The sequence below is a fragment of the Xanthomonas sp. LMG 12461 genome (assembly GCF_009192935.1).
Taxonomy (GTDB): domain Bacteria; phylum Pseudomonadota; class Gammaproteobacteria; order Xanthomonadales; family Xanthomonadaceae; genus Xanthomonas_A; species Xanthomonas_A sontii.
Map to the genome: position 1 here is coordinate 44,279 of NZ_NQYT01000026.1, position 20,230 is coordinate 64,508.

Sequence of the window (20,230 nt, forward strand, 5' to 3'; positions counted from 1 at the left end):
CGCCCCCTCTCTCCAGCACAGCGATGCCACGGACGGCGACGCAGACCCGAGGAACAACGCAATGAAGATGCAATGGTTATGGAATGTCCTGGCGATCGCGGCGCTGGCGCTGTGCCTGGGAATCTGGATCGCCCTGCCCTGGTTCCTGGTGCTGGCGCTGGTGGCGGTGCTCGCCGTGCTGCTGCTGGTCACCCGCAGCGGCCGGCTGTCGCTGGCCGCCGCGCGCATCGGCATCGCCAGCCTGCCGCAGCGCTGGGGCGCCAGTTCGGTGATCGTGGTCGGCATCGCCGGCGTGGTCGGCGTGCTGGTGGCGATGCTGGCGATGGGCCAAGGTTTCCAGGCCACTCTGGACAGCACCGGCGACGACACCACCGCCATCGTCCTGCGCGGCGGCTCGCAGGCCGAGACCAACTCGGTCATCACCCGCGACCAGGTGCCCTTGATCGCCAGCCTGGCCGGCGTGGCGCGCGGCGCCGACAACCGCCCGTTGGTCTCGCCGGAGTTGTCGCAGGTGGTGAACCTGCAGTCCAAGTCCGACGGCACCGACGTCAACGCGCAGTTCCGCGGCGTCGGCGAGCAGGGCTGGGCGGTGCACGACAAGGTCAAGCTCCTGCAGGGCCGTCGCTTCCAACCGGGCCTGCGCGAGATCGTGGTCGGCAAGGGCGCGCAATCGCAGTTCCGCGGCCTGCAGCTCGGCCAGACCCTGACCCTGGGCAACCAGGCCTGGACCGTGGTCGGCGTGTTCGCCAGCGGCGACGCGCACGACTCGGAGTTGTGGACCGACACCCAGACCCTGGCCACCACCTACAACCGCAGCGCCTACCAGTCGATCAGCGTGCGCACCCAGGGCCAGGACGGCTTCCGCCAGTTCAAGGCGGCGATGGACGCCGACCCGCGGCTGAAGCTGGACGTGTTCACCACCCGCGAGTACTACCGCAAGCAGGGCGGCAACCTCAGCAAGGTCCTGGAGGTCCTGGGCACCTTCATCGGCACCATCATGGCGATCGGCGCGGTGTTCGGCGCGCTCAACACCATGTACGCGGCGGTCGCCACCCGTGCCCGCGAGATCGCCACGATGCGCGCGCTGGGGTTCCGCGGGCTGCCGGTGGTGGTGGCGGTGATGCTGGAGACCATGCTGCTGGCGCTGCTCGGCGGCGTGCTGGGCGGGCTGATCGCCTGGGCGATCTTCAACGGCTACAGCGTCTCCACCCTGGGCAGCAACTTCAGCCAGGTGGTGTTCCAGTTCAAGGTGTCCCCGCCGCTGCTGTGGACCGGCTTGAAGTGGGCGCTGGGCATCGGCCTGGTCGGCGGCCTGTTCCCGGCGCTGCGCGCGGCGCGGCTGCCGATCACCACCGCCCTGCGCGCGCTGTAGCGCCAGGGCTGAACGCGCCGGGCCGGGACCCGTGTCCCGGCCCGGCCCAATGGCGGCTGACGCGTCATCGTTCCGTCATCGAAACGCGGTAGAACGGCCGCCGCCGAGGCGCTAGCCTGCGCGGCCATTTGGTTCCACGCCGCCACGCCCATGTCCTCGCGCCTGCGCCTGCTGCTCGTCCTCTGCGCCAGCCTGTGGCTGAGCGCCTGCTCCTCCACCTCGCTCAGCGACCGCCTGGTCGCGCCGGGCGGCGTGTCGCCGCTGATGGACGAGGAGCGTATCCAGAGCCTGCTGGCGACCCTGCCCAACCGCAGCGGCCACGTGGTGGTGCCCGGCGGCATCCCGATCTTCTGGCGCGCCATCGACCCGGGCGACTACCACATGCGCTACCGCTACGAGCACGCCGGCCGCGATGCCAGCGGCCACGAGCACGCCGATTTCGCCATGGACGTGGCCACCCCGGCGCCGACCACGCACATGGCCCCGCGCGGCACCGTGGTGCTGCTGCACGGCTGGATGATGGACGGCGACTCGCTGCTGCCGTGGTCGCTGGACCTGGCCCAGGCCGGCTACCGCAGCATCAGCATCGACCTGCGCAACCACGGCCGCTCCGGCGGCGGCCCGGCCGGCTACGGCACCCGCGAGTCCGACGACGTGGTCGCGGTGATCCGCGCCCTGCGCGCCAGCGGCGAGGTGCAGGGCCCGGTGTACCTGTTCGGCGTGTCCTACGGCGCGGCCACCGCGCTGTTCGCCGCGCAGAAGCTCGGCGACCAGGTCGACGGCGTGGTCGCGATGGAATCCTTCGCCAACGCCGGCCGCGGCATCCGCGACATGATCCCGCACATGCTCGCCAGCCGCCCGCGCGGCTGGATGGCCAGCGCGGCGATGGACCTGGCGCGCTGGCGCTACGGCGGGCAGAACCTGGATGCGGTGATCGCCAACGCCAACCAGCGCCTGGCGCTGAACCTGGACCAGGTCGACGTCACCGCCGCCGCGCGCGCCGCACCGGCCTGCGTGCTGCTGCTGCACGGCAGCGCCGACCAGCACATCCCGGTGGCGCACGGCCGCCTGCTGGCGCTGGACGCCCCGCGCGCGCACTACCTGGAGATGCCCGGCGAGAACCACCTGAGCCTGCCGATGCGGCTGGACCTGCTGGCGCCGACCGTGGAGGACTGGTTCGCCGACCTGCAGTCGCCGAGCCACGGCGGCCGCTGCCCGCAGCCGCTGCCGCCGCGTGCTGACCCCGAGCTGCAGCTGACCGGTGGGCCGGCCGCGAGCGGTAGCCGCGGCTAAGCCGGGGGAGTCGGGATTGGGGATTCGTAACAGCGGGCTGCGCTGCTTCTGCTCTTGCGAATCCCTAATCCCTAATCCCCGCTCGCCGCCACAAGCTCTCGCCGGCGAACAACAGCAAGCCGATCCAAATGGCGGCAAAGCCGATCGCCTTGCCCGCGTCGAACGGCTCGCGGAAGAACCACACGCCCAGCAGCAGCTGCAGGCTTGGCGCGATGTATTGCAGCAGCCCCACCAGCGACAGCGGGATGCGTCGCACGCCGTAGGCGAAACCGATCAGCGGCACCGCGGTCACCACGCCGCCGAATGCCAGCAGCAGGTCGTTGCGCCAGCCCCAGCCGCCGACGAAGCCGCCGCCGTGGCCGGCCTCGCCCCACAGCACGAAGCCCAGCGCCGGCAGGAACAGGTACAGGCTCTCCACCCCCAGCCCGGCCACCGCATCCACCTGCACCAGCTTGCGCAACAGGCCGTACAGCCCGAACGAGCCGGCCAGGCCCAGCGCGATCCACGGCAGCGTGCCGGCGTCGACGGTCAGCCAGGCCACGCCCAGCGCGGCGCAGGCCACCGCCAGCCATTGCAGCGGACGCAGCCGCTCGCGCAGCACCAGCACCCCGAGCAGCACGTTGACCAGCGGATTGATGAAGTAGCCCAGGCTGGTCTCGATCACGTGGCCGGCATTGACCGCCCAGATGTACAGGCCCCAGTTGAAGGCGATCGCCACGCTGCTCAGCGCCAGCGTGGCCAGCGCGCGCGGCTGCGCGGCAATGCGCCGCCACCACTGCAGGCGTGCGCTGTACACCAGCCAGGCCACCACCAGCAGCGTGCTCCAGACGATGCGGTGGGCGATGATGTGCGGCGACGGCACCGCCTGCAGCAGGTGCCAGTACACCGGCACCACGCCCCACAGCGCGAAGGTCGCCGCGGTGATCCACAGGCCGCGCCGGGCCTCCTGCGCGGCGACCGCGGTCATCGCCGGGTCCTCGCCACGGTGATCACCACCACGCCGGCCAGGATCACCGCCATCGCACCGAAATCGCTGGCGCTGAAGCGTTCGCTGCCGAGCCAACTGCCCAGCGCCACCGCGATCACCGGATTGACGTAGGCATAGCTGCCGGCCAGCGCCGGGCGTACGTTCTGCAGCAGCCACACGTAGGCGGTGAAGGCGACGATCGAGCCGAACACGCACAGGTAGGCCACCGCCAGCATCCCCTGTGCGCTTGGCAGGGTATGCAGGCGTTCGCCGCTGAGCAGGCCGATCGCCACCAGCATCACCCCGCCGCACAGCATCTGCCCCGCGGCGGCCATGAACGGCATCGGCAGATCGCGCCCGCGCGACCACACCGAGCCGAACGCCCAGCCGACCGGCGCGATCAACAGCAGCACCAGGCCCAGCGGGCTGGCATTGAGGCTGCTGCCGGCGTTGAGCCACACCACGCCGGCGAAGCCGACCACGATGCCCAACCATTCGCCGCGGCTGGCGTGGTGGCCGCGCAACGTGCCGAACAGCGCCATCCACAGCGGCACCGAGGCCACCGCCACCGCCGCCAGCCCCGAGGACACCTGTCGCTCGGCCAGCACCACCAGGCCATTGCCGCAGACCAGCATCAGCGCGCCGAGCGTGGCCAGCGGCCGCCACTGCGCGCGCGTGGGCGCGGCCACCCCGCGCCAGCGCAGCACCGCGTACAGCACGCTGCCGGCGATCACGAAGCGCGTGCCGGAGACCACGCTCAACGGCGGCGCGCCGCCTTCCAGGGCGAAGCGGATCGCCAGATAGGTCGAGCCCCAGACGACATAGACCAGGAACAGGGCGAGAACGACGAAGCCGCCGCGCGCAGGCGCAGCGGCGACAGGAGCAGAAGGCATCGGACGGCGCCAGAGACAGCAGGGGCGCTATTCTAGAGCACCTGGTCTGTGCGCAAGCCCTATCGCCCGCGCGCGGCGCACCGCCGCGGCGTGCAGACCACTCGTCTAGAAAGGAGTCGTGGATGACATCACACCGCACCTGGCTCGCGCTGCCCCTGCTGGCGGCGCTGGGCAGCAACAGCGCGGCACGCCCGCCTGCCGGACCCTGGGACTTGAACGGACATCAGTTGCTGGAAGCCCCGCTGGACGGCTCGCTGGCAGACGACCTGGGTCCGCAGCAACCGCAGGAACTGCGGGTCATGGTGTCCTCGCGCACGGCGGCCGCCTACATGCTCGGCATCGCGGCCGGCAGCGAGGGCGCGCGATGGTGCCGACCGGCCGGCCAGTCCGGTCCACCGGATGTGCAGGCCCTGGTCGCCGATCTCGTCGCGCTGCCCGATACGCGCCTGGACGAACGCGCCAGCGACCTGGTCGCGCAGGCCCTGGCCAAACGGTACCCCTGCAAACCTGCCAAGCCACGCCGTCCATCGCGCTGAAAGCGCCGACTGCCTCGAGGTCGCGTCGGCGCGACGAGGCAGTGATGAGCCGCTGGCGCGACGATGCGTCGGGTGCCGCACGGGCATCCACACTGGCACCGCAGCCACCGCCAGCGGCGCCCGGCGCTCCACCGTGATCACCAGGCCGCGGCGCTGCAGGTCCGCGTGGGCGCGCCAACAGCCAGACCAGCAACGCGCAGCAGATGAAGGATCTCAATCAGGTCGCGTCAGCTGCCGCCACTGCGCATGGCCGACCCGCGCCGCGCTCTGGCCGAAGAAACGAGACCGGCCTCGCGCAAGGAGTGTGCTGCTCAATGCAGTTCTGACCCCTGAAGTTTCCACCGATCAGCCGACGTCCATGACAGCGCAACTGCAGCCCGCTCCGGCGCTCCGCAGCCCCCGAAAAACCTAAGAGACGGTTCAGCCGCACGGGCGTATCTGTACGCACACACACCTGCTCGCTGCGCACTGCCATGGCCATCGATACCGCACTGTCGCCGCTCGGCACCGTCACGCCTTATGGCACGTCGCCCTATGGCTTTTCCGCAGCGAGTGCCTCCAGCGGTTCGGCTCAAGCCGGCAACCCGATCGTGGCCAGCAACGATCCGGCCGCGGTGCAGCAGGCGGTGGAATTGTCCGGCGAGGCCTCGGTGATCTTCAGCCTCGGCGGCCTCGCGGGAACCATCCCGGCCGACACGGGCCTGACCTACAACGCGGCCGGGCTGTTCAACAGCATCGTCAGCGCCGGCCCGAGCGATGCGGCCTCGACCTCCTCTGCCGGCACTTCCACCTCGACCGCCGGCGCGTCGACCTCGACCGGCACCGCGCCCTACCCCACCCTCGATCAGGCCACGCAGACATACGACCAGGGCCTGCTCGGCACCATCACCGCGCCGCCGTCGACCCCGGGCCTGTACAACGCCTCCGGCGTCTTCAGCAGCCAGGGCCTGACCCCGCAGCTGTCGTCGCTGCTGCAGTCCGATCCCAGCCTCAGCGGCACGGTCAGCGGCGACCTGCTCAATCAGGGCATCGTCGGCGGGTTGATCGACACCACTGCCTGAGCAGTGCGGCATGGTCGCCTGCGGCACCCGCACGCACCTGGCACGGTAGAAACGGCTTCAGGCCACTTCTAGCGCGCGCTTTTCGCAGCCTTGCCGAACACAGCGTTGTTCTCTCGCAGGAGCGGCTTCAACCGCGACAGGCATTGCCGGTCACGCCCCGTCGCGGCTGAAGCCGCTTCTACGCGTGGCCTTGCGCCACCCGCGAAGATCTCCTTCTCCCGCGCACCCAGCGCAACCGCGCGTGTCGCCGGCCAACGGCCCTGGCACTGCGCAGCCAACGTGCTCTGATGGCACTCGCATCTCGCTCGGCCGGCGTCGCTCAGCCCGGCATCGCCGGACCACGGGCCTCGGAGGAATCGCTGTTCGCCGGCAAGGCATGCCGCTCCAAGGCATCGGCGTCGCCGCCCGCATCGCCGGCCAGCGCATCGTTAGCTGCCTGTGCCGCACCTCCCATGAACAGGGAAGCGGACAGCAGCAACATGCGCATCGGGTTCACGGTCACGACCTGGCAACAAGCGGGCCGCACAGTGTAGAGAATGGCGTCGTGCGGAGACAGCACGGCGACGCATTCGCTTGCGCGAAACCGGCCGCCGTTCAGCGCTCGGGACGATCCAGCCAGCAGGCCAGGCCCTGCGCATTGAGTTCGATGTCCATGTGCAGCACGCGCTCCACGCCGGCATCGTCCAGCGGACAGCCATGCAGCCGCGCCCGCTCCAGATACAGCGCGGTCAGCGCCGCGACCAGGCAGCGATGGCGGTCGGAACGGCCGTCGCATCCGCGCGCGATCGCCACCATCGCCTCCAGTTGCTCCAGCAGCTCCGCCGCCAGCGTCTCGGCGCCCTCCACCGGACCGTAGTGGGTGAGGTACAGCGTCTGCGGCGCATAGCCGAGCATGCGCTGGATCGAGGCCTGCATCGCTTCCGGCTCGAACTGCACCGGCGACGAGGTCGGGATCGCGAACGCACCGCGCGTGCTGTCCAGTTCGCGGTAGGACAGGCCGAAGGTGTCGCCACTGAACCAGCTGCGGCTGCGTGCGTCCCACACGCACAGGTGATGGCGGGCGTGCCCGGGGGTGTCGATGCACAACAGCTCGCGCCCGGCCAGCGACAGGCGATGGCCGTCCTCGGCCACCACCACGCGCTCCGCCGGTACCGGCACGATGCTGCCGTAGCTGCGCGCCATCTCCGCCTCGCCGTACACCGCGGTGGCGCCGGCGATCAGCCGCGCCGGATCGATCATGTGCGGCGCACCGCGCGGATGCACCAGCAGACGCGCGTTCGGCAGGTGCTGCAGCAGCGCACCCGCACCGCCGGCATGGTCCAGGTGCACGTGGGTGAGGATCAGCCAGTCCACGTCGGCCGGCGCCAGACCGGCCTGCGCCAGGGCGTCCAGCAGCAGCGGCACGGCATGGCTGGTGCCGCAGTCGACGAAGGCGCCGCGCCCGTTCTCCACGATCAGGTAGGCGGCATCGAACTGCGCGCGCTGGAAGCCGGTATCGACGAGATGGATGCTGGGATCGCGTGGCATGGCGCAGAAGCGTGGCTGGGCGAAGCTCCATTCTAGGCGGTATGGAGGATGCTGCCAGTGCCGGGCGGCAAGGGCCGGATGAGAACGAATAACGGAAACGCCGCAGACCCGACAGCCCATTGTGGGAGGGACTTCAGTCCCGACTGCATGCGGCCGGCAAACACACGCGCTTCGGATGTCGCGATGGGACGCGTCATTTGTCTGTAGGAGTCGACCGTCATGCAGCCGCGACAAGCGAAGCCGAGCGCCGCCTGACACCCTCCGTCGTCGGGACTGAAGTCCCTCCCACAATGCAATCCTTCGACAAGGCTAGTGCCGCCCTGTCGGAGCCGCTTCAGCCGCGACAGGCATTCCTAGGCGACAAGCATTCCTAGGAATGCCTGTCGCGGCTGAAGCCGACCCTAAGACGGACCGCCGCGCGCCAGCGCTCAGCCCGCCTCGCGCAGCCGCGCCAGCGCCGCCAGCACCGTCTCGGCCGCTGCTTCCAGGGTCACCGGCGCCGCCTGCAGCGCCTCGGCCTGTGCGGCCTGCTTGAGCGCAGCGATGGTCTGCCCGGCATCGCGCGGCGAGGCGAAGCCGCCGCTCTGCAACAGCAGCACGCCCTCGCCATCGAGCAGCTTGAAGTAGAACTGGCCGTCGGCCTCGCGGTACTGCTTGAAGCTCGGCAGCGCCTGCTTGGCCGTCGCCGCTTCGGTAGCGCCATCGCCCTGCGCCGACAGATCGCGCAGGCCCACCGCGTGCCGCAGCTCGGCCAGGAACGGGATCGCATAGCGTTCGCGCAGGCGCTGCGCGTTGTCGCGCAGGATCGCCTCGATGTCCTGCGGACGCGCCATCAGCGCCTCGTAGCGCACGCGCATCGGCGCGATCTCGGCATCGATGCGCTCGAACAGCTGCTGCTTGGCCTCGCCCCAGCCGATGCCGGCGGCGAACGCCTGCGCGAACGCGGCCGTCTCCTCGGCGCTGGCGAAGGCCTGGTACAGCTGGAACAGCGCAGAGCCCTCGGTCTCCTTCGACTCGCCGGGCGCGCGCGAATCGGTGACGATGGCGAACACCCGCTTCTTCAGCTCCTCGCGCGGGGCGAACAGCGGAATGGTGTTGTCGTAGCTCTTGCTCATCTTGCGCCCATCCAGCCCGGGCAGCGTCGCCACCTGCTCGTCGATCAGCGCGTCGGGCAGCACGAAGTGCTCGCGGCCGTAGACGTGGTTGAAGCGCTGCGCGAAATCGCGCGCCATCTCGATGTGCTGGATCTGGTCGCGGCCCACCGGCACATGCTGCGCCTTGAACAGCAGGATGTCGGCGGCCATCAGCACCGGATACATGAACAGGCCGGCGGTGACCCCGGCATCGTCGTCCTCGCCGTCGGCGCGGTTCTTGTCCACCGCCGCCTTGTAGGCGTGCGCGCGATTGAGGATGCCCTTGCCGGCGACGCAGGTCAGGAACCAGGTCAGCTCGTTGGTCTCCGGCACATCCGACTGGCGGTAGAACCACACCTGCGCCGGATCCAGGCCCGCCGCCAGCCAGGTCGCCGCGATCTCCAGGGTCGAACGCTGGGTCCGCGCCGGGTCCTGCGCCTTGATCAGGCTGTGCAGATCGGCCAGGAAGAAGAAGCTCTCGATGCCGGGACGCCGGCTGGCCTGCAGCGCGGGGCGGATGGCGCCGACGTAGTTGCCGAGGTGCGGCGTGCCGGAGGTGGTGATGCCGGTGAGAACGCGGGTGGTCATGCGGAATGGACGGTCAGGGGGAAACCAGGCGAGTTTACCCGCTGCGCGACAACCCCGTTCCGGCGCGTGGTGCGTTCAATCCGGCGTCCCCGTCCTGGAGTCGCCGCGATGCACGTTCCTGCTCCTTCCCTGCCCCGCCGTTCCCGTTCCCTCGCCGTGCTCGCTTTCGCGCTGCTGTGCATCGGCGGGCTGTGTGGCTTTCGTCCATGGCCGTCGCCACCGAGCTCGGCGCCGGCAGTGCAGCTGAAGGTGATCGATCGCGATGCCGGCGACGATCCGCTGCCCGCGCATGCCTGGCGCGGCGAGCGCTGGATCGCCGCCACGCCCGGCCACCGCTACGCGCTGCGCCTGACCAACCTGACCGGGGCGCGGGTGCTGGTGGTGCTGTCGGTGGACGGCGTCAACGCGGTCAGTGGCCAGACCGCGGCCAGCGACCAGCGCGGCTATGTGCTGGCGCCGTGGCAACAAACCGAGATCGCCGGGTGGCGCAAATCGTCCGAGGACGTGGCGCAGTTCGTGTTCACCGACCTGGAGGACAGCTATGCGGCACGCACCGGACGTCCGCGCAACGTCGGCGTGATCGGCATGGCGGTGTTCGACGAAGCGCGGGCATGGCCCGATACCGTCCCGGGGAACGCAGGCGTCGACGCCGAGAGAGCTGCCAACGCAGCCGCGCGCGCGGCAACGCCCGGCGTCCCGACGCCGGAAGCAATGCCTGCACCGGCAGCGGCCGCCGACGCCCCGCAACGCAGTGCGGCCGCACCCCTCGCGGCGGCACCGTCCGCGGACGCACGCACGTATGCACGCGAAGGCACCTCCGCTGCCCGCGTGCAGCAGCGCCTGGGCACCGGCCACGGCGCGCGCGAATGGTCGCCTTCGCGCGTCACAGAATTCGAGCGCGCCAGCGACGTGCCGATGCAACGGACCGAGCTGCGCTACGACAGCCGCGCACGGCTGATCGCACGCGGCGTGCTGCCGCGGAACCTGCCGCCGCGGCGCGTGGCGGTTGCGCCAAGCGCGTTTCCCGGCGACTACGTGCCCGATCCGCCGGAGCGCTGAGCGTCCCGCGCACCAAAAAAGCACGGGCCGCAATGCGGCCCGTATCGACGACGCTGCGGCGGTGTGCGCCTCAGTCGTGGTATTCCTTGCCCAGGCCGTCGCGGAACGCGTGCACTTCCTTCTCGGCGCGATCGCGCGCCCAGCCGTAGCGCTCCTGCAGCTTGCCGGCCAGGTACTGGGTGTTGCCTTCGGCGACGTCGAAGTCGTCGTCGGTGAGGTCGCCCCACTGCGCCTTGATCTTGCCCTTGAGCTGGGTCCACTTGCCGGCAATGATGTCTTTGTTCATGGCATCTCTCGTGATGTGTAAGCGGCGCCGTACGCCGCCCGCGCAGCATTGCGCGGCCTGCGTCGCGAACCGATCAACGCAGCGTCAGCGATGCATGAGCATCGTGAACCGTTACGCGGTGGTCGGCAGCCGCGCAAAAAAAAACGGGCCGGCAAGCCGACCCGTTTCTGGTCACCGAGACGAGGCTCAGTTCTTGGCGGCGTCTTGGACCTTCTCGCCTGCCTTCTGCACGTCCTTGCCGGCACCGGCAACGGTGTTGCAACCGGCCAGCAGGCCCACCGAGAACATCGCCAGCAGCATCCACGCAAACGTACGCTTCATAGGTTCACTCCTTGCTTACTTGGTCATGGGACGCGGCACGCAGGCCGCGCGAAACTCAGCACTTGCCCGCGCTGCAATCCTTGGCGGTGTCTTCCACCTTCTCGCCCGCCTTCTGCATGTCCTTGCCGGCGCCGGCAACGGTGTTGCAGCCGGTCAGCACACCAGCGCAAAACAGGGTCAGCATCAACAGGGTGGTCAGTCGCTTCATCGGGTCGTCCTCGGCAATCGCAGGTGGTCGGGGTGGGCGGCGATAGGCGTCGCCGCGCTACCGTCTGGAGGTGAATCTGCCGTCACGACTGTGGATTTCACGTGAATGAACCGGCGACCCATTCAGGGTAAGCCCGCGTCGCTCAGTCCCGCATCAGGGTCGATTTGCCGAACAGGCTCTCCACCAGGTCCACGGCCAGCTCCGCGGTCAGGTTGCGGTGGTCCAGCACCGGATTCAGCTCCACGATGTCCAGCGAGGCCATGCGCCCGCTGTCGGCGATCATCTCCATCACCAGTTGCGCCTCGCGGTAGTTGGGGCCGCCGGGCACGGTGGTGCCGACACCCGGGGCGATGCTGGGGTCGAGGAAGTCCACGTCGAAGCTGACGTGCAGATGGGTGTCGGCGTCGAGCCCGTCCAGCGCCGCCTCCATGGTCCGCTTCATGCCCATCTCGTCGATGTAGCGCATGTCGTACACGTCCACGCGATGCTGCTTGATCAGCCGCTTCTCGTCCGGGTCGACCGAGCGGATGCCGATCTGCCGCACCTGCTCCGGGCGCAGCGCCGGCGCGCTGCCGCCGAGCTCGGTCAGCGCCTGCGGGCCCAGCCCGCACAGGCAGGCCACCGGCATGCCGTGCACGTTGCCCGACGGCGTGACCTCGCTGGTATTGAAGTCCGAATGCGCGTCCAGCCACAGCACGCGCAGCTTGCGGCCCTGTTCGCGGCAGTACCGCGCCACCGCGGTGATCGAACCGATGCCCAGGCAATGGTCGCCGCCGAGCACGATCGGCATGCGTCCGGCGCGCAGCTCGGCGTAGCTGGCCTCCATCAGCGCGCGGTTCCAGGCCACCACCTCGTCCAGGTGGCGGTAGCCGTCGACCGGCGCCTGCCAGGGATTGCGCGGGCCATCGATGTTGCCGATGTCGCGCACCTCCACGCCGCGATTGGCCAGCGCCTCGTGCAGGCCGGCGATGCGCAGCGCCTCCGGCCCCATGCGCGCACCACGATGTCCCGCACCGATGTCGGTAGGCACGCCGATGAGGGACACCGGCAGAAAGGACGACTTCATGCGCATACGCTCCAGCCAAAAAAAGTGACCCAGTCTAGCGGGACCGGCATGGCACGACTCGCCGCGTCGCAGCAGCGGAGGCGCACCGTTGGACGTCGATGGCGGTGGCTGACTAAGCTGCTCCGCCGTTTCTGGAGATCGCCTTGGAAAAACCGTTGACCGTGACCCTGGAGGCCGCGTTCGCCGGGCTCACGTTCCTTCCCTGGTTCGCGTGGGCGCACAACAGCCTCAACCCCATGCTGATCCTGCACGCGGACCACGTGGAGTACCGCGTGCTGCGCACGCGCACCCGTCCGTACCGCGAGATCGCCAGCGTGGACTATCGGAAGGCATGGGGAACCGAGAACGTCGTGCTGGCGTTCCAGGGAGCGAAGACGACCTTCATCGCGAACACCGGGCTGCTCCGGCGCACCAGAGAGGCCATCGCCTTCTTGCAGCAGCAGGGTTGTCCGCTTTCCGCGCGCGCGCAGTCCTTGCTCATGCCGCGAAGCCCGTAGCGCAGCTCGCGACAACACGTGGCGATCCAACCGCGCTTCGGTTGAGCGGCTGTTGCCTCGCGAGTGTGCTGCTGCGTGGTTGCCATCCGCCACGCCACACCCTGCTCGCGTGACGCGCAGTTGCTCCCTGCTCGACCGGATGTTCGTGAGGGCACGCGACAGAAAGCAAAAACCCGCTGTTTCAGCGGATTGATGGCGCAGCGCGGACATCTGCGGATGCAGGCGGATCGACGATGGTGCCGCTTATCCGAATCGAACGGATGACCTACTGTTTACAAGACAGTTGCTCTACCGACTGAGCTAAAGCGGCAAGGTGGAGACGCCCGCGGGCGGGCCCGGGGCAGTCTACCTGCTGGCGCGGGACTCGGCACGCGCGACGGCGCGGCGCCGAACACCGGCAGGCGCGGCATTCTAGCGTAGCGTGCCGCAGTCCACGGTGCGCTGGCGCGCGGCGCCGAGTTGGCGGCGCAAGGTCGCGGCCTGCGCCGCGGAGTCGGCGCGCAGGTCCAGCCACCAGCGCGACTGGCCGCTGCCGCCGCTGGGGATCAGGTCGGCGTTGAAGCCGGCACGGGCCAGTTCCTGGCGGCGGCGCTCGGCCCCCTCGCGGCTGCGGTACTGGCCCAGGGCGATGGCATTGCCGGCATCGCCCTGGCGCAATGGGTAATAGTCGCGGATGCCGGCGGCGACGATGCGCTCGGTGGCCTGCCTGAGGCCGTCTTCGCCGCCGATGGTCGGCAGGATCACGCGGAAGCTGGTGGCGTCGCTGTCGGCGGCCTCGCGCAGGCGCGGACGCGGCGCTCCCGGGGCCAGCGCGGCGACGGCCGCCTGCGCCGCGTCGCGGTCCGGGTACGGTCCTACGCTCAGGCACACCGCCGCGGCGGCGGCGGGCGCCGCTGCAGGCTCGGCCTGGCTCTGGGTTGGAGCGGGCGCAGGCACGGCAGCGAGCGGCGTGGGCGCAGTGGACGGTGCGGCGGTCGTGGGAGCCGCCGGTGCGTCAGCCTGCGCCGGAACCGCTTCGACAGGATCGGCGGCGACGGCGGTGTCCGCTTGCGCATCGGCTGGCGCGGCGACAGGCGCGGCCGTCGGCGCAGTTGGCGCAGCAGCCGGCGCCGGCGCTTCATTGACCAGTTGCAGCGTCGCCACCCCGGCCGGCACGGCCGGCATCGGCACCGGGGGCGGCGTCGGCGGCTGCATCGCCCACCACACCGCGACGCCGAGGTTGAGGATGGTCAGGACGACGAGCAGGGCGCGAACGAGCATGGCCGGATTCTAGAGCGTGCGATGCACGTTGGGAGAGACAGTGACGTCTGCGTGGGACGTTGCGACTTCGGCGCAACGTCCGCTTCGCCACGCCACGCCACGCCACGCCGCGCCGCGCCGCATCGCGGCCGCCTGCGCCGGCCCGCTCAGGCGGCACCGGCACCGGCCACGGCGTGCGCCTGCGCCCACAGCGCCAGTCCGTCCAGGACCAAGGCGGGGCGCTGCTCGGCCGGCGGCAGCGCGTGCAACAGCGGCGGCACCCCACCGCCGTGCAGCAGCAGCAGCGGTCGACGTCCGAGCAAGGCCTCGCCCTGCTGCAGGCTGCGCTCGATCAGCGCCACCGCCGCGCCGTCGCAGCCGGAGGCCAGGGCGTCGGCGGTGTCGGCGGCGAACTCGTGGTAATCGCCGCCCTCGGCCGGCAACTGCGCCGCCTTCTGCTGCAGGGCCTGGCGCATCACCGTGGGCGACGGCGCGATGCGGCCGCCGCGATGCAGGCCATCGCGGTCGAGCAGGTCCACGGTCAGCGCCGTTCCCACGCCCACCACCAGCACGTCGCCGCCGCCATGCGCGGCGAGCAGGGCCAGGAACCGGTCCACGCCGAAGGCCTGCGGTCGCGCGTACGCGATCCGCACCCCGGCACAGGCAGCCTCGGTGCGCGCCACCTGCACCTGCGCGAAACGGCTGCGCAGCGCCTCCAGCACGGTGGCGGTCAGGGCCGGCGCGGCGACGCTGGCAACGTAGGCGGTGCCACCCTGCGGCAGCGCCGCGACCGCCGCCGCGTCCATCGCCTCGGCACCATGCGGCCAGGCCTGCACCGCGCCCACCTGCCCGTGTTCCAGCGCGGCGAACTTGAAGCGCGAGTTGCCCAGGTCGAACAGCCAGTCGCTCATGCCGGCCTCACGCTGACGTCGCCCGCGTGCACCGGCTGCTCGCCGTCGGCGAAGGCCACCCGCAGCGCGCCGTCCTCGGCCAGCCCCAGGGCCGTGCCTTCGCGCACCTGGCCGCCATCGTCGATGCGCACGGCGCGTCCGGCCAGCAGATCCAGCGCGGCGTAGCGCGGCAGGAACGGCGCCAGTCCCTCCGCATCGAACAGCGCCAGCGCCGGCAGCAGCTGCGACAGCACCGCCGCGGCGATCGCGTTGCGCGACACCGCGCCGCCGGCCAGCCGCGTCAGGTCGGTCCACGGCTGGTCGATGTCCGCGGCGGTGGCCGCCGGCATCGCCACGTTCAGGCCCAGGCCGATCACGGCCCGCGCCGGCCCGGCGAACTCGCCGCCGCCCTCCACCAGCAGGCCGCCCAGCTTACGCCCGTCGGCCAGCAGGTCGTTCGGCCACTTCAGCCCGACCGTGGCGAATCCGGCCGCACGCAGGGCTTCGGCCACGGCCACGCCGGCCGCCAGGCTCAAGCCGCCCAGCCGGCCCAGCCCGCCCTGGAAGCTGCGCGCCACCGACAGGTACAGATGCGCCGCCAGCGGCGACGCCCAGACCCGGCCACGGCGGCCACGGCCGCCGGTCTGGCGCTCGGCCAGCAGGACCTCGCTGCCCTGCGCCGGTGCCGGCCGCTGCAGCAGGGTGGTATTGCTGGAGACCAGGCTCCAGGCGATCTCCAGCCCGGCCAGCTCGGCGCCCGCCGGTCCGCTCAGTCCGGCCCGGATCGACGCGGCGTCGAGCAGTTCCAGCGGCCGTGCCAGGCCATAGCCTTCGCCGGCCCGGCCCTCGATCTCCACCCCGGCCGCGCGCAGCGCCTGAATGCGCTTCCACACCGCCGCCCGGGTCAGCCCGCAGGCGCGCGCCAGGGCATCGCCGGACAGGGTCCCCTTGCTGAGCCTGGCCAACAGTTCGCGCTCGTCCAACGCCGGTTCCATCGCCTCGTTCCGCCCCTGGGCGTGCAGTGGCGCGCCCTCGTTAACCGAAAAGTATGCGGCAACGCCCCCCGGGCGCCCAGGGCCGGGGCCCTGCATTGGGTGAAAACCGCGTTAGAATCGGGATTCACCGCCGCTCGCCCTGGATGCCGACGATGCGCCGTTCCCTGCCCTGCCTGCTCCTGTTGCTGCTGCCACTCGCCGCCGCCCACGCGTCCAACGTGCTGGCGGAGAAGCCGCACACCGACTGCACCTACGGCGACGCGGCCGATGCCGACAGCACGCCGACGCGCCCGCCCGCGGCGCTGCATGCGCCCGCCTCCACCGGCAAGCCGGCCTCGACCACCACCGGCGGCGGCAGCGACAGCGACCTGGTGCCGCGCATGCGCATGCCGAAGTGGCACAGCTTCCTGCCGGGGATGTTCCGCTGATTCCACGCTGGCTGCGCGGGCTGTGGTCGAAACCCGCCGCCATCGATGACCCTACCTGGCAGGCCGTGCGCCGCGACTGCGCCTGGGTCGCCGCCCTGGATGCGCCGCGCGAACAGCGCCTGCGTACGCTGGCCAGCGAATTCCTGCATCGCAAGACCATCTCGCCGCTGGGCGGCCTGCAGCTGGATGCCCGGCAGTGCGGCCTGCTCGCCGCACTGTGCTGTCTGCCGCTGCTGGAGTACGGCAGCGAGGGCATGCGCGGCTGGTCGCAATTGCTGGTCTACCCGGACGCGTTCCGCGTGCAGCGCAGCCATGTCGACGCGGCCGGCGTGCTGCACGAGTGGGAAGACGAACTGATCGGCGAATCCTGGGACAGCGGCCCGTTGATCCTGTCCTGGGCCGACGTGCAGGCCGACCTGGACGATCCACGTGCCGGCTACTGCGTGGCGGTGCACGAGATGGCGCACAAGCTCGACGTGCTCGACGGCGCCCTGGACGGCACGCCGCTGCTGCCGCGTACGTGGCAACGGCAATGGGCCGACGATTTCCAGCGCAGCTACGATACCTTCTGCGCGCGCGTGGACCGCGGCCGCGCCAGCGAGATCGACGCCTACGCCGCCGAAGCGCCGGAAGAATTCTTCGCGGTGGTCAGCGAATATCACTTTTCCGCGCCAGAGCGGCTGCAACGCGAGATGCCGGAAGTGGCGGCGCATCTGGCGCGGTTCTATGGTCGCTCTCCGTTTGCCGCGGACTGAGCGGCCATCGCGTCTTGAGGCATCGCTTCAAGACGTCGCCGCGATGAACGCGACAACGCATGCGTTACGGGGAGTCGAGCGCGTCACGCGTCGGGACTGAAGTCCCTCCCACAGTGCACCCGTCGCGGCTGAAGCCGCCCCTACAGGACATTTCCCGAATCCCTCCATCGCGGAAAACGCATCACACCAACTTCAAATCCCGCGCATGCGCCTGCGGAAACACCTTCTGCAGTTGCGTCGGCGACAGGCCCCACATGCGGCCGAGCAGGCCGGCGAACATGTCGCGGTAGTTGGTCAGCACCGGATAGTCGCGGTCCTGGAACAGCTTGTCCTTGCTCACCGCCACCTGCTCGCCGGCGATGCGGCCGCCGTTGACCCCGCCGCCCAGCACCCAGTACGTGGTGCCGTGGCCGTGGTCGGTGCCCTTGTCGCCATTCTCGCGGAAGGTGCGGCCGAACTCGGACAGCACCACCACCACCGTATTGCGCCACTCCGGCCCCAGCGCCTCGGCATAGGCCGACAGCCCCTCGGACAGGTTGGCCAGGTTGTTGGCCAGCGCGCCGTCGGTGCTGCCCTGGTTGACGTGCGTGTCCCAGCCGCCGACATCGACGAAGCCGAGCCGGTAGCGCTCACGCATCAGCGTGGCGATGCGCCGTGTCTCGTCGGCGAAGGTGCGCGCGCTGGCGGCGCCGCGGTTGGCCTGCTGCATCTCGTCGCGCAGGGCCTGCGAGACCTGCTGGCGCAGCGCCAGGCCGTCGTGCGCGGCACTGGCCAACTGGGTGCCGTGGTACATGCCGGCGAGGATGTCGGCCTGGCGCTGGTCGAAGGCCGGGGTCGGATTGCGCTTGAGCGAGAGATTGGGAATGTCGCCGCCGCCCTGGAAACTCAGCGGCAGCGAGTCGGTGAAGGCGATCGACGGCGTGCCGGTGGCCACCTGCGACAGCCGCGCCAGGAAGCCGGTGCGGTAGTCGCTGCGCTGCCCGGCCGGTTGCCCGGCCTCGATGCTGTCCTGGGTCTCGAAGTGGCTGCGCGACAGGTCGTCGGTGCCGGCGAAAGGCACAAAGGCCAGCTGCTTGTCGGTCCACAGCGGCATCAGCGTGTCGCGCAGCCTTGGGTTCAGGCCCCACTGCGTGTCCAGCGCGATGGCGCTGTTGGGATTGGCCGGATCCGGCCTGGCGATGGCCAGGCTCGGCCGCGAGGCGTAGTAGAAGTCGCTCGCGTACGGGACCAGCAGGTTGTTGCAGTCGTAGCCGCCACGCAGGAATACCACCAACAAACGCGGCGACGGCGCCGGTGCGGCGAACAGGCGCCCGGCGAACGGCAGGCTGGCCGCGGCGGCGGCGGACGCGAGCAGGAAGCGGCGACGGTGCATGGCGGATCTCCGTGCGGCGAAGGCCGCGGTCAGCGGTAATTGAAATCGGGCGAGGCCAGCAGGTAGCCGTTCCACTCCTGCTGCGAGCGCGCCTGCGCCAGCGCCTGGCGCGTGGCGTCGCTCAGTTGCGGCTCGATCGCGTGGTAGTACAGCGGCGTGCTCAGTTGCGGAAAACCGCCGCGCTGCTGCCCCTCGACGGTGAACAGCTGGGTGTTGCCGTTGCCGATCGCACGCGCGATCTCGAAGCGCTGCGCCATTTGCCCGGAACTGTTCCAGGCACTGGACTGCAGCGACCAGCCATCGGGCGTGATCCGTCCGAAGCTCGGCTCGCCCATCTGGTTCAACCAGCCCAGCAACGGCTGCGGATTGACGATGGTCTGCCCGTCGTAGGCCAGGCGCAGCGCCGAGACCAGGAAGCGGTACGGATCCTTGAACTTGTGTGGCGCGCCGGCCGCCATCTCCGGTGCGGTGAACATCACCTGCAGCACCGCCGCGATATCGCCGTCGCTGCGCTGGAACGTGCGCGCCATCTTCTCCACCAGCGCCGGCGGCGGATCGTCGGCGACGAAGTACTCGGCCAACTGCCGCGAGATGAAATGCGCGCATGCCGGCTGGCGCACGATCAGTTGCACCGCGCGCTCGACCTCGTCGAAGCCGCCGCCGGCGATGCGCTGGCCGAGCAAGGTCTTGTCGCCGGGTTCGTGCCGCGCCGGGTTGAACTCGAATGCACCGCGACGCACATACTGCGCCTGCAGCGCAGGCGGCAACTTCGGCGGACCGTCGCGGTCGACCGGCGCGATGCCGACGCCGGTGAGGATCAGCGCCAGTTGCTGCACGTCCTTCTGCGTGTAGCCGGCATCGACGCCGAGGGTATGCAGTTCCATCAACTCGCGCGCGTAGTTCTCGTTGACCTTGCCTTTGGCGTTCTGCGCGTTGTCCAGGTACTCCAGCATCGCCGGACTCTCCAGCGTCGCCATCACCAGGTCGGAGAACTTGCCCAGCGCGTGCGGGCGGATCGCGTTGTCGGCGTAGTCGGCCACGGTCCAGTGCAGGCGGCCCTTGTCGGCGAACACGCTGAAATGATTGAGCCAGAACCACACCATCTGCTCGCGCAGCTGATCCGGCGCGTAGATGGAACGCAGCAGTTGCGCCTGGCGTGCCTGGTTCAGCAGCAGATCGCCGCGCTGCTGCGCGGCCTTCTTCGCCGCGACCTTGGCATCGCCATCCGGCATCGCCTTGATCGCCTGCTGCGCGGCGGCCTGCTGCTTGAGCAACTCCTGGACCGGCGTGTGCAATGCCGCGTAGCCGTCCAGTTGCGCGCGCACCGGCGCCGGCAGGGCGGCATCGCCACCGTCGGCCTGCAGTTGCTCGCGCAGGAAGCGCTTGCGGCCATCGCGCTCGAACTGCGCCACGCTGGCGCTGTCCAGGCCGGTGGTCATCGACTGCAGCCAGCGCGCATCGTCGCGCTTGAGCACCTTGTCGGTGGCAGCGATGGCGCCGACGGTGAACAGCACCAGCAGCAACGACAGCAGCAACCGCTGGGTATTGCGCAGCGCGCGCCGGCCGCGCACGCGCAGACGCGTTGCTGCAGGACGATGCCGGGATGCGGACATGCGGGGCTCCTGGACGAAAAGCGGCGTGAAGACCGGCGCAGTATCGCCAGCTGCGCGCCAGTCGCGTTAAGCCTCTGTCGGAAACCTCCCGGTCATTTGCACGGGATTCACCTGCTGCTGCACTGCAGCGG

General features: G+C 70.3%; 21 protein-coding genes, 1 tRNA gene and 1 pseudogene. 8 read left to right on the forward strand and 15 right to left on the reverse strand.

Annotated elements, in window-relative coordinates; translation table 11 throughout:
* Positions 1-61: 61 nt before the first annotated feature.
* Positions 62-1,372, forward strand: coding sequence for an ABC transporter permease (locus tag CEK68_RS07240; RefSeq protein WP_152236644.1), 1,311 nt, complete (start codon positions 62-64; stop codon positions 1,370-1,372).
* A gap of 150 nt (positions 1,373-1,522) precedes the next feature.
* A complete protein-coding gene (locus CEK68_RS07245; protein ID WP_017908951.1) occupies positions 1,523-2,665 on the forward strand; it encodes an alpha/beta fold hydrolase in 1,143 nt (380 codons plus the stop codon).
* A gap of 64 nt (positions 2,666-2,729) precedes the next feature.
* Here the strand turns inward: CEK68_RS07245 and rarD are convergent, their stop codons facing one another.
* Positions 2,730-3,632 (reverse strand): EamA family transporter RarD, encoded by a 903-nt coding sequence (gene rarD, locus CEK68_RS07250; RefSeq protein ID WP_152238990.1) that lies wholly within the window; start codon positions 3,630-3,632, stop codon positions 2,730-2,732.
* Entirely contained in the window at positions 3,629-4,525 is an 897-nt protein-coding gene (yedA, locus tag CEK68_RS07255; protein WP_017914929.1) for a drug/metabolite exporter YedA, read from the reverse strand. Before yedA ends, rarD begins: the two co-directional genes overlap by 4 nt.
* Positions 4,526-4,647: 122 nt before the next feature.
* On the opposite strand from yedA, the gene CEK68_RS07260 reads away from it, so the two are divergent.
* On the forward strand, positions 4,648-5,061 hold the full coding sequence (locus CEK68_RS07260) for a Rap1a/Tai family immunity protein (protein ID WP_152238991.1): 414 nt from the start codon (positions 4,648-4,650) through the stop codon (positions 5,059-5,061).
* A 473-nt stretch (positions 5,062-5,534) separates the two neighbouring features.
* The gene (locus CEK68_RS07265; RefSeq protein WP_152238992.1) at positions 5,535-6,122 is read left to right on the forward strand and encodes a hypothetical protein; all 588 of its coding nucleotides are present in this window, start codon (positions 5,535-5,537) and stop codon (positions 6,120-6,122) included.
* Positions 6,123-6,498: 376 nt separating this feature from the next.
* On the opposite strand, the pseudogene CEK68_RS21460 reads toward CEK68_RS07265, so the two are convergent.
* The 3 genes and pseudogenes from CEK68_RS21460 to CEK68_RS07280 form a co-directional block, all read right to left on the reverse strand.
* Positions 6,499-6,609 (reverse strand): annotated as a pseudogene (locus CEK68_RS21460) (peptidase); the annotation flags it as partial.
* Positions 6,610-6,716: 107 nt separating this feature from the next.
* Positions 6,717-7,649, reverse strand: coding sequence for an MBL fold metallo-hydrolase (locus CEK68_RS07275; RefSeq protein ID WP_152238993.1), 933 nt, complete (start codon positions 7,647-7,649; stop codon positions 6,717-6,719).
* A gap of 428 nt (positions 7,650-8,077) precedes the next feature.
* Positions 8,078-9,370, reverse strand: coding sequence for a tryptophan--tRNA ligase (locus CEK68_RS07280; protein ID WP_152238994.1), 1,293 nt, complete (start codon positions 9,368-9,370; stop codon positions 8,078-8,080).
* Positions 9,371-9,526: 156 nt separating this feature from the next.
* Between CEK68_RS07280 and CEK68_RS07285 the strand changes: the two genes are divergently transcribed.
* A complete protein-coding gene (locus CEK68_RS07285; protein WP_152238995.1) occupies positions 9,527-10,429 on the forward strand; it encodes a hypothetical protein in 903 nt (300 codons plus the stop codon).
* A 70-nt stretch (positions 10,430-10,499) separates the two neighbouring features.
* Here the strand turns inward: CEK68_RS07285 and CEK68_RS07290 are convergent, their stop codons facing one another.
* The 4 genes from CEK68_RS07290 to rocF form a co-directional block, all read right to left on the reverse strand.
* Positions 10,500-10,715, reverse strand: coding sequence for a CsbD family protein (locus CEK68_RS07290; protein ID WP_043093613.1), 216 nt, complete (start codon positions 10,713-10,715; stop codon positions 10,500-10,502).
* Between the two features lie 186 nt (positions 10,716-10,901).
* Positions 10,902-11,036 carry an entericidin A/B family lipoprotein gene (locus tag CEK68_RS07295; protein WP_026143575.1) on the reverse strand — a complete coding sequence of 45 codons (135 nt, stop codon included), beginning with the start codon at positions 11,034-11,036 and terminating at the stop codon, positions 10,902-10,904.
* 55 nt (positions 11,037-11,091) lie between these two features.
* The gene (locus CEK68_RS07300; RefSeq protein ID WP_017908941.1) at positions 11,092-11,244 is read right to left on the reverse strand and encodes an entericidin A/B family lipoprotein; all 153 of its coding nucleotides are present in this window, start codon (positions 11,242-11,244) and stop codon (positions 11,092-11,094) included.
* 142 nt (positions 11,245-11,386) lie between these two features.
* Positions 11,387-12,310 (reverse strand): arginase, encoded by a 924-nt coding sequence (gene rocF / locus CEK68_RS07305; protein ID WP_026144365.1) that lies wholly within the window; start codon positions 12,308-12,310, stop codon positions 11,387-11,389.
* A gap of 143 nt (positions 12,311-12,453) precedes the next feature.
* On the opposite strand from rocF, the gene CEK68_RS07310 reads away from it, so the two are divergent.
* A complete protein-coding gene (locus CEK68_RS07310; RefSeq protein ID WP_226977802.1) occupies positions 12,454-12,807 on the forward strand; it encodes a hypothetical protein in 354 nt (117 codons plus the stop codon).
* Positions 12,808-13,041: 234 nt separating this feature from the next.
* Here CEK68_RS07310 and CEK68_RS07315 read toward each other — a convergent pair.
* From CEK68_RS07315 to birA, 4 genes are all read right to left on the reverse strand, one after another.
* A tRNA-Thr gene (locus CEK68_RS07315) sits at positions 13,042-13,117 on the reverse strand.
* 101 nt (positions 13,118-13,218) lie between these two features.
* On the reverse strand, positions 13,219-14,067 hold the full coding sequence (locus CEK68_RS20945; protein ID WP_193314129.1) for an SPOR domain-containing protein: 849 nt from the start codon (positions 14,065-14,067) through the stop codon (positions 13,219-13,221).
* A 146-nt stretch (positions 14,068-14,213) separates the two neighbouring features.
* Positions 14,214-14,957 carry a type III pantothenate kinase gene (locus CEK68_RS07325; protein ID WP_152238996.1) on the reverse strand — a complete coding sequence of 248 codons (744 nt, stop codon included), beginning with the start codon at positions 14,955-14,957 and terminating at the stop codon, positions 14,214-14,216.
* Positions 14,954-15,931 (reverse strand): bifunctional biotin--[acetyl-CoA-carboxylase] ligase/biotin operon repressor BirA, encoded by a 978-nt coding sequence (gene birA, locus CEK68_RS07330; RefSeq protein ID WP_152238997.1) that lies wholly within the window; start codon positions 15,929-15,931, stop codon positions 14,954-14,956. The genes CEK68_RS07325 and birA overlap by 4 nt, the downstream gene beginning before the upstream one ends.
* 143 nt (positions 15,932-16,074) lie before the next feature.
* Between birA and CEK68_RS07335 the strand changes: the two genes are divergently transcribed.
* Complete coding sequence (locus CEK68_RS07335) at positions 16,075-16,359, forward strand: hypothetical protein (RefSeq protein ID WP_017917075.1); 285 nt, start codon at positions 16,075-16,077, stop codon at positions 16,357-16,359.
* Entirely contained in the window at positions 16,326-17,114 is a 789-nt protein-coding gene (locus tag CEK68_RS07340; RefSeq protein ID WP_152238998.1) for a M90 family metallopeptidase, read from the forward strand. The genes CEK68_RS07335 and CEK68_RS07340 overlap by 34 nt, the downstream gene beginning before the upstream one ends.
* 181 nt (positions 17,115-17,295) lie before the next feature.
* Here CEK68_RS07340 and CEK68_RS07345 read toward each other — a convergent pair whose 3' ends face one another.
* Positions 17,296-18,486 (reverse strand): DUF1501 domain-containing protein, encoded by a 1,191-nt coding sequence (locus tag CEK68_RS07345; protein ID WP_152238999.1) that lies wholly within the window; start codon positions 18,484-18,486, stop codon positions 17,296-17,298.
* Between the two features lie 29 nt (positions 18,487-18,515).
* The gene (locus tag CEK68_RS07350) at positions 18,516-20,099 is read right to left on the reverse strand and encodes a DUF1800 domain-containing protein (RefSeq protein WP_051064879.1); all 1,584 of its coding nucleotides are present in this window, start codon (positions 20,097-20,099) and stop codon (positions 18,516-18,518) included.
* Positions 20,100-20,230: the final 131 nt, after the last annotated feature.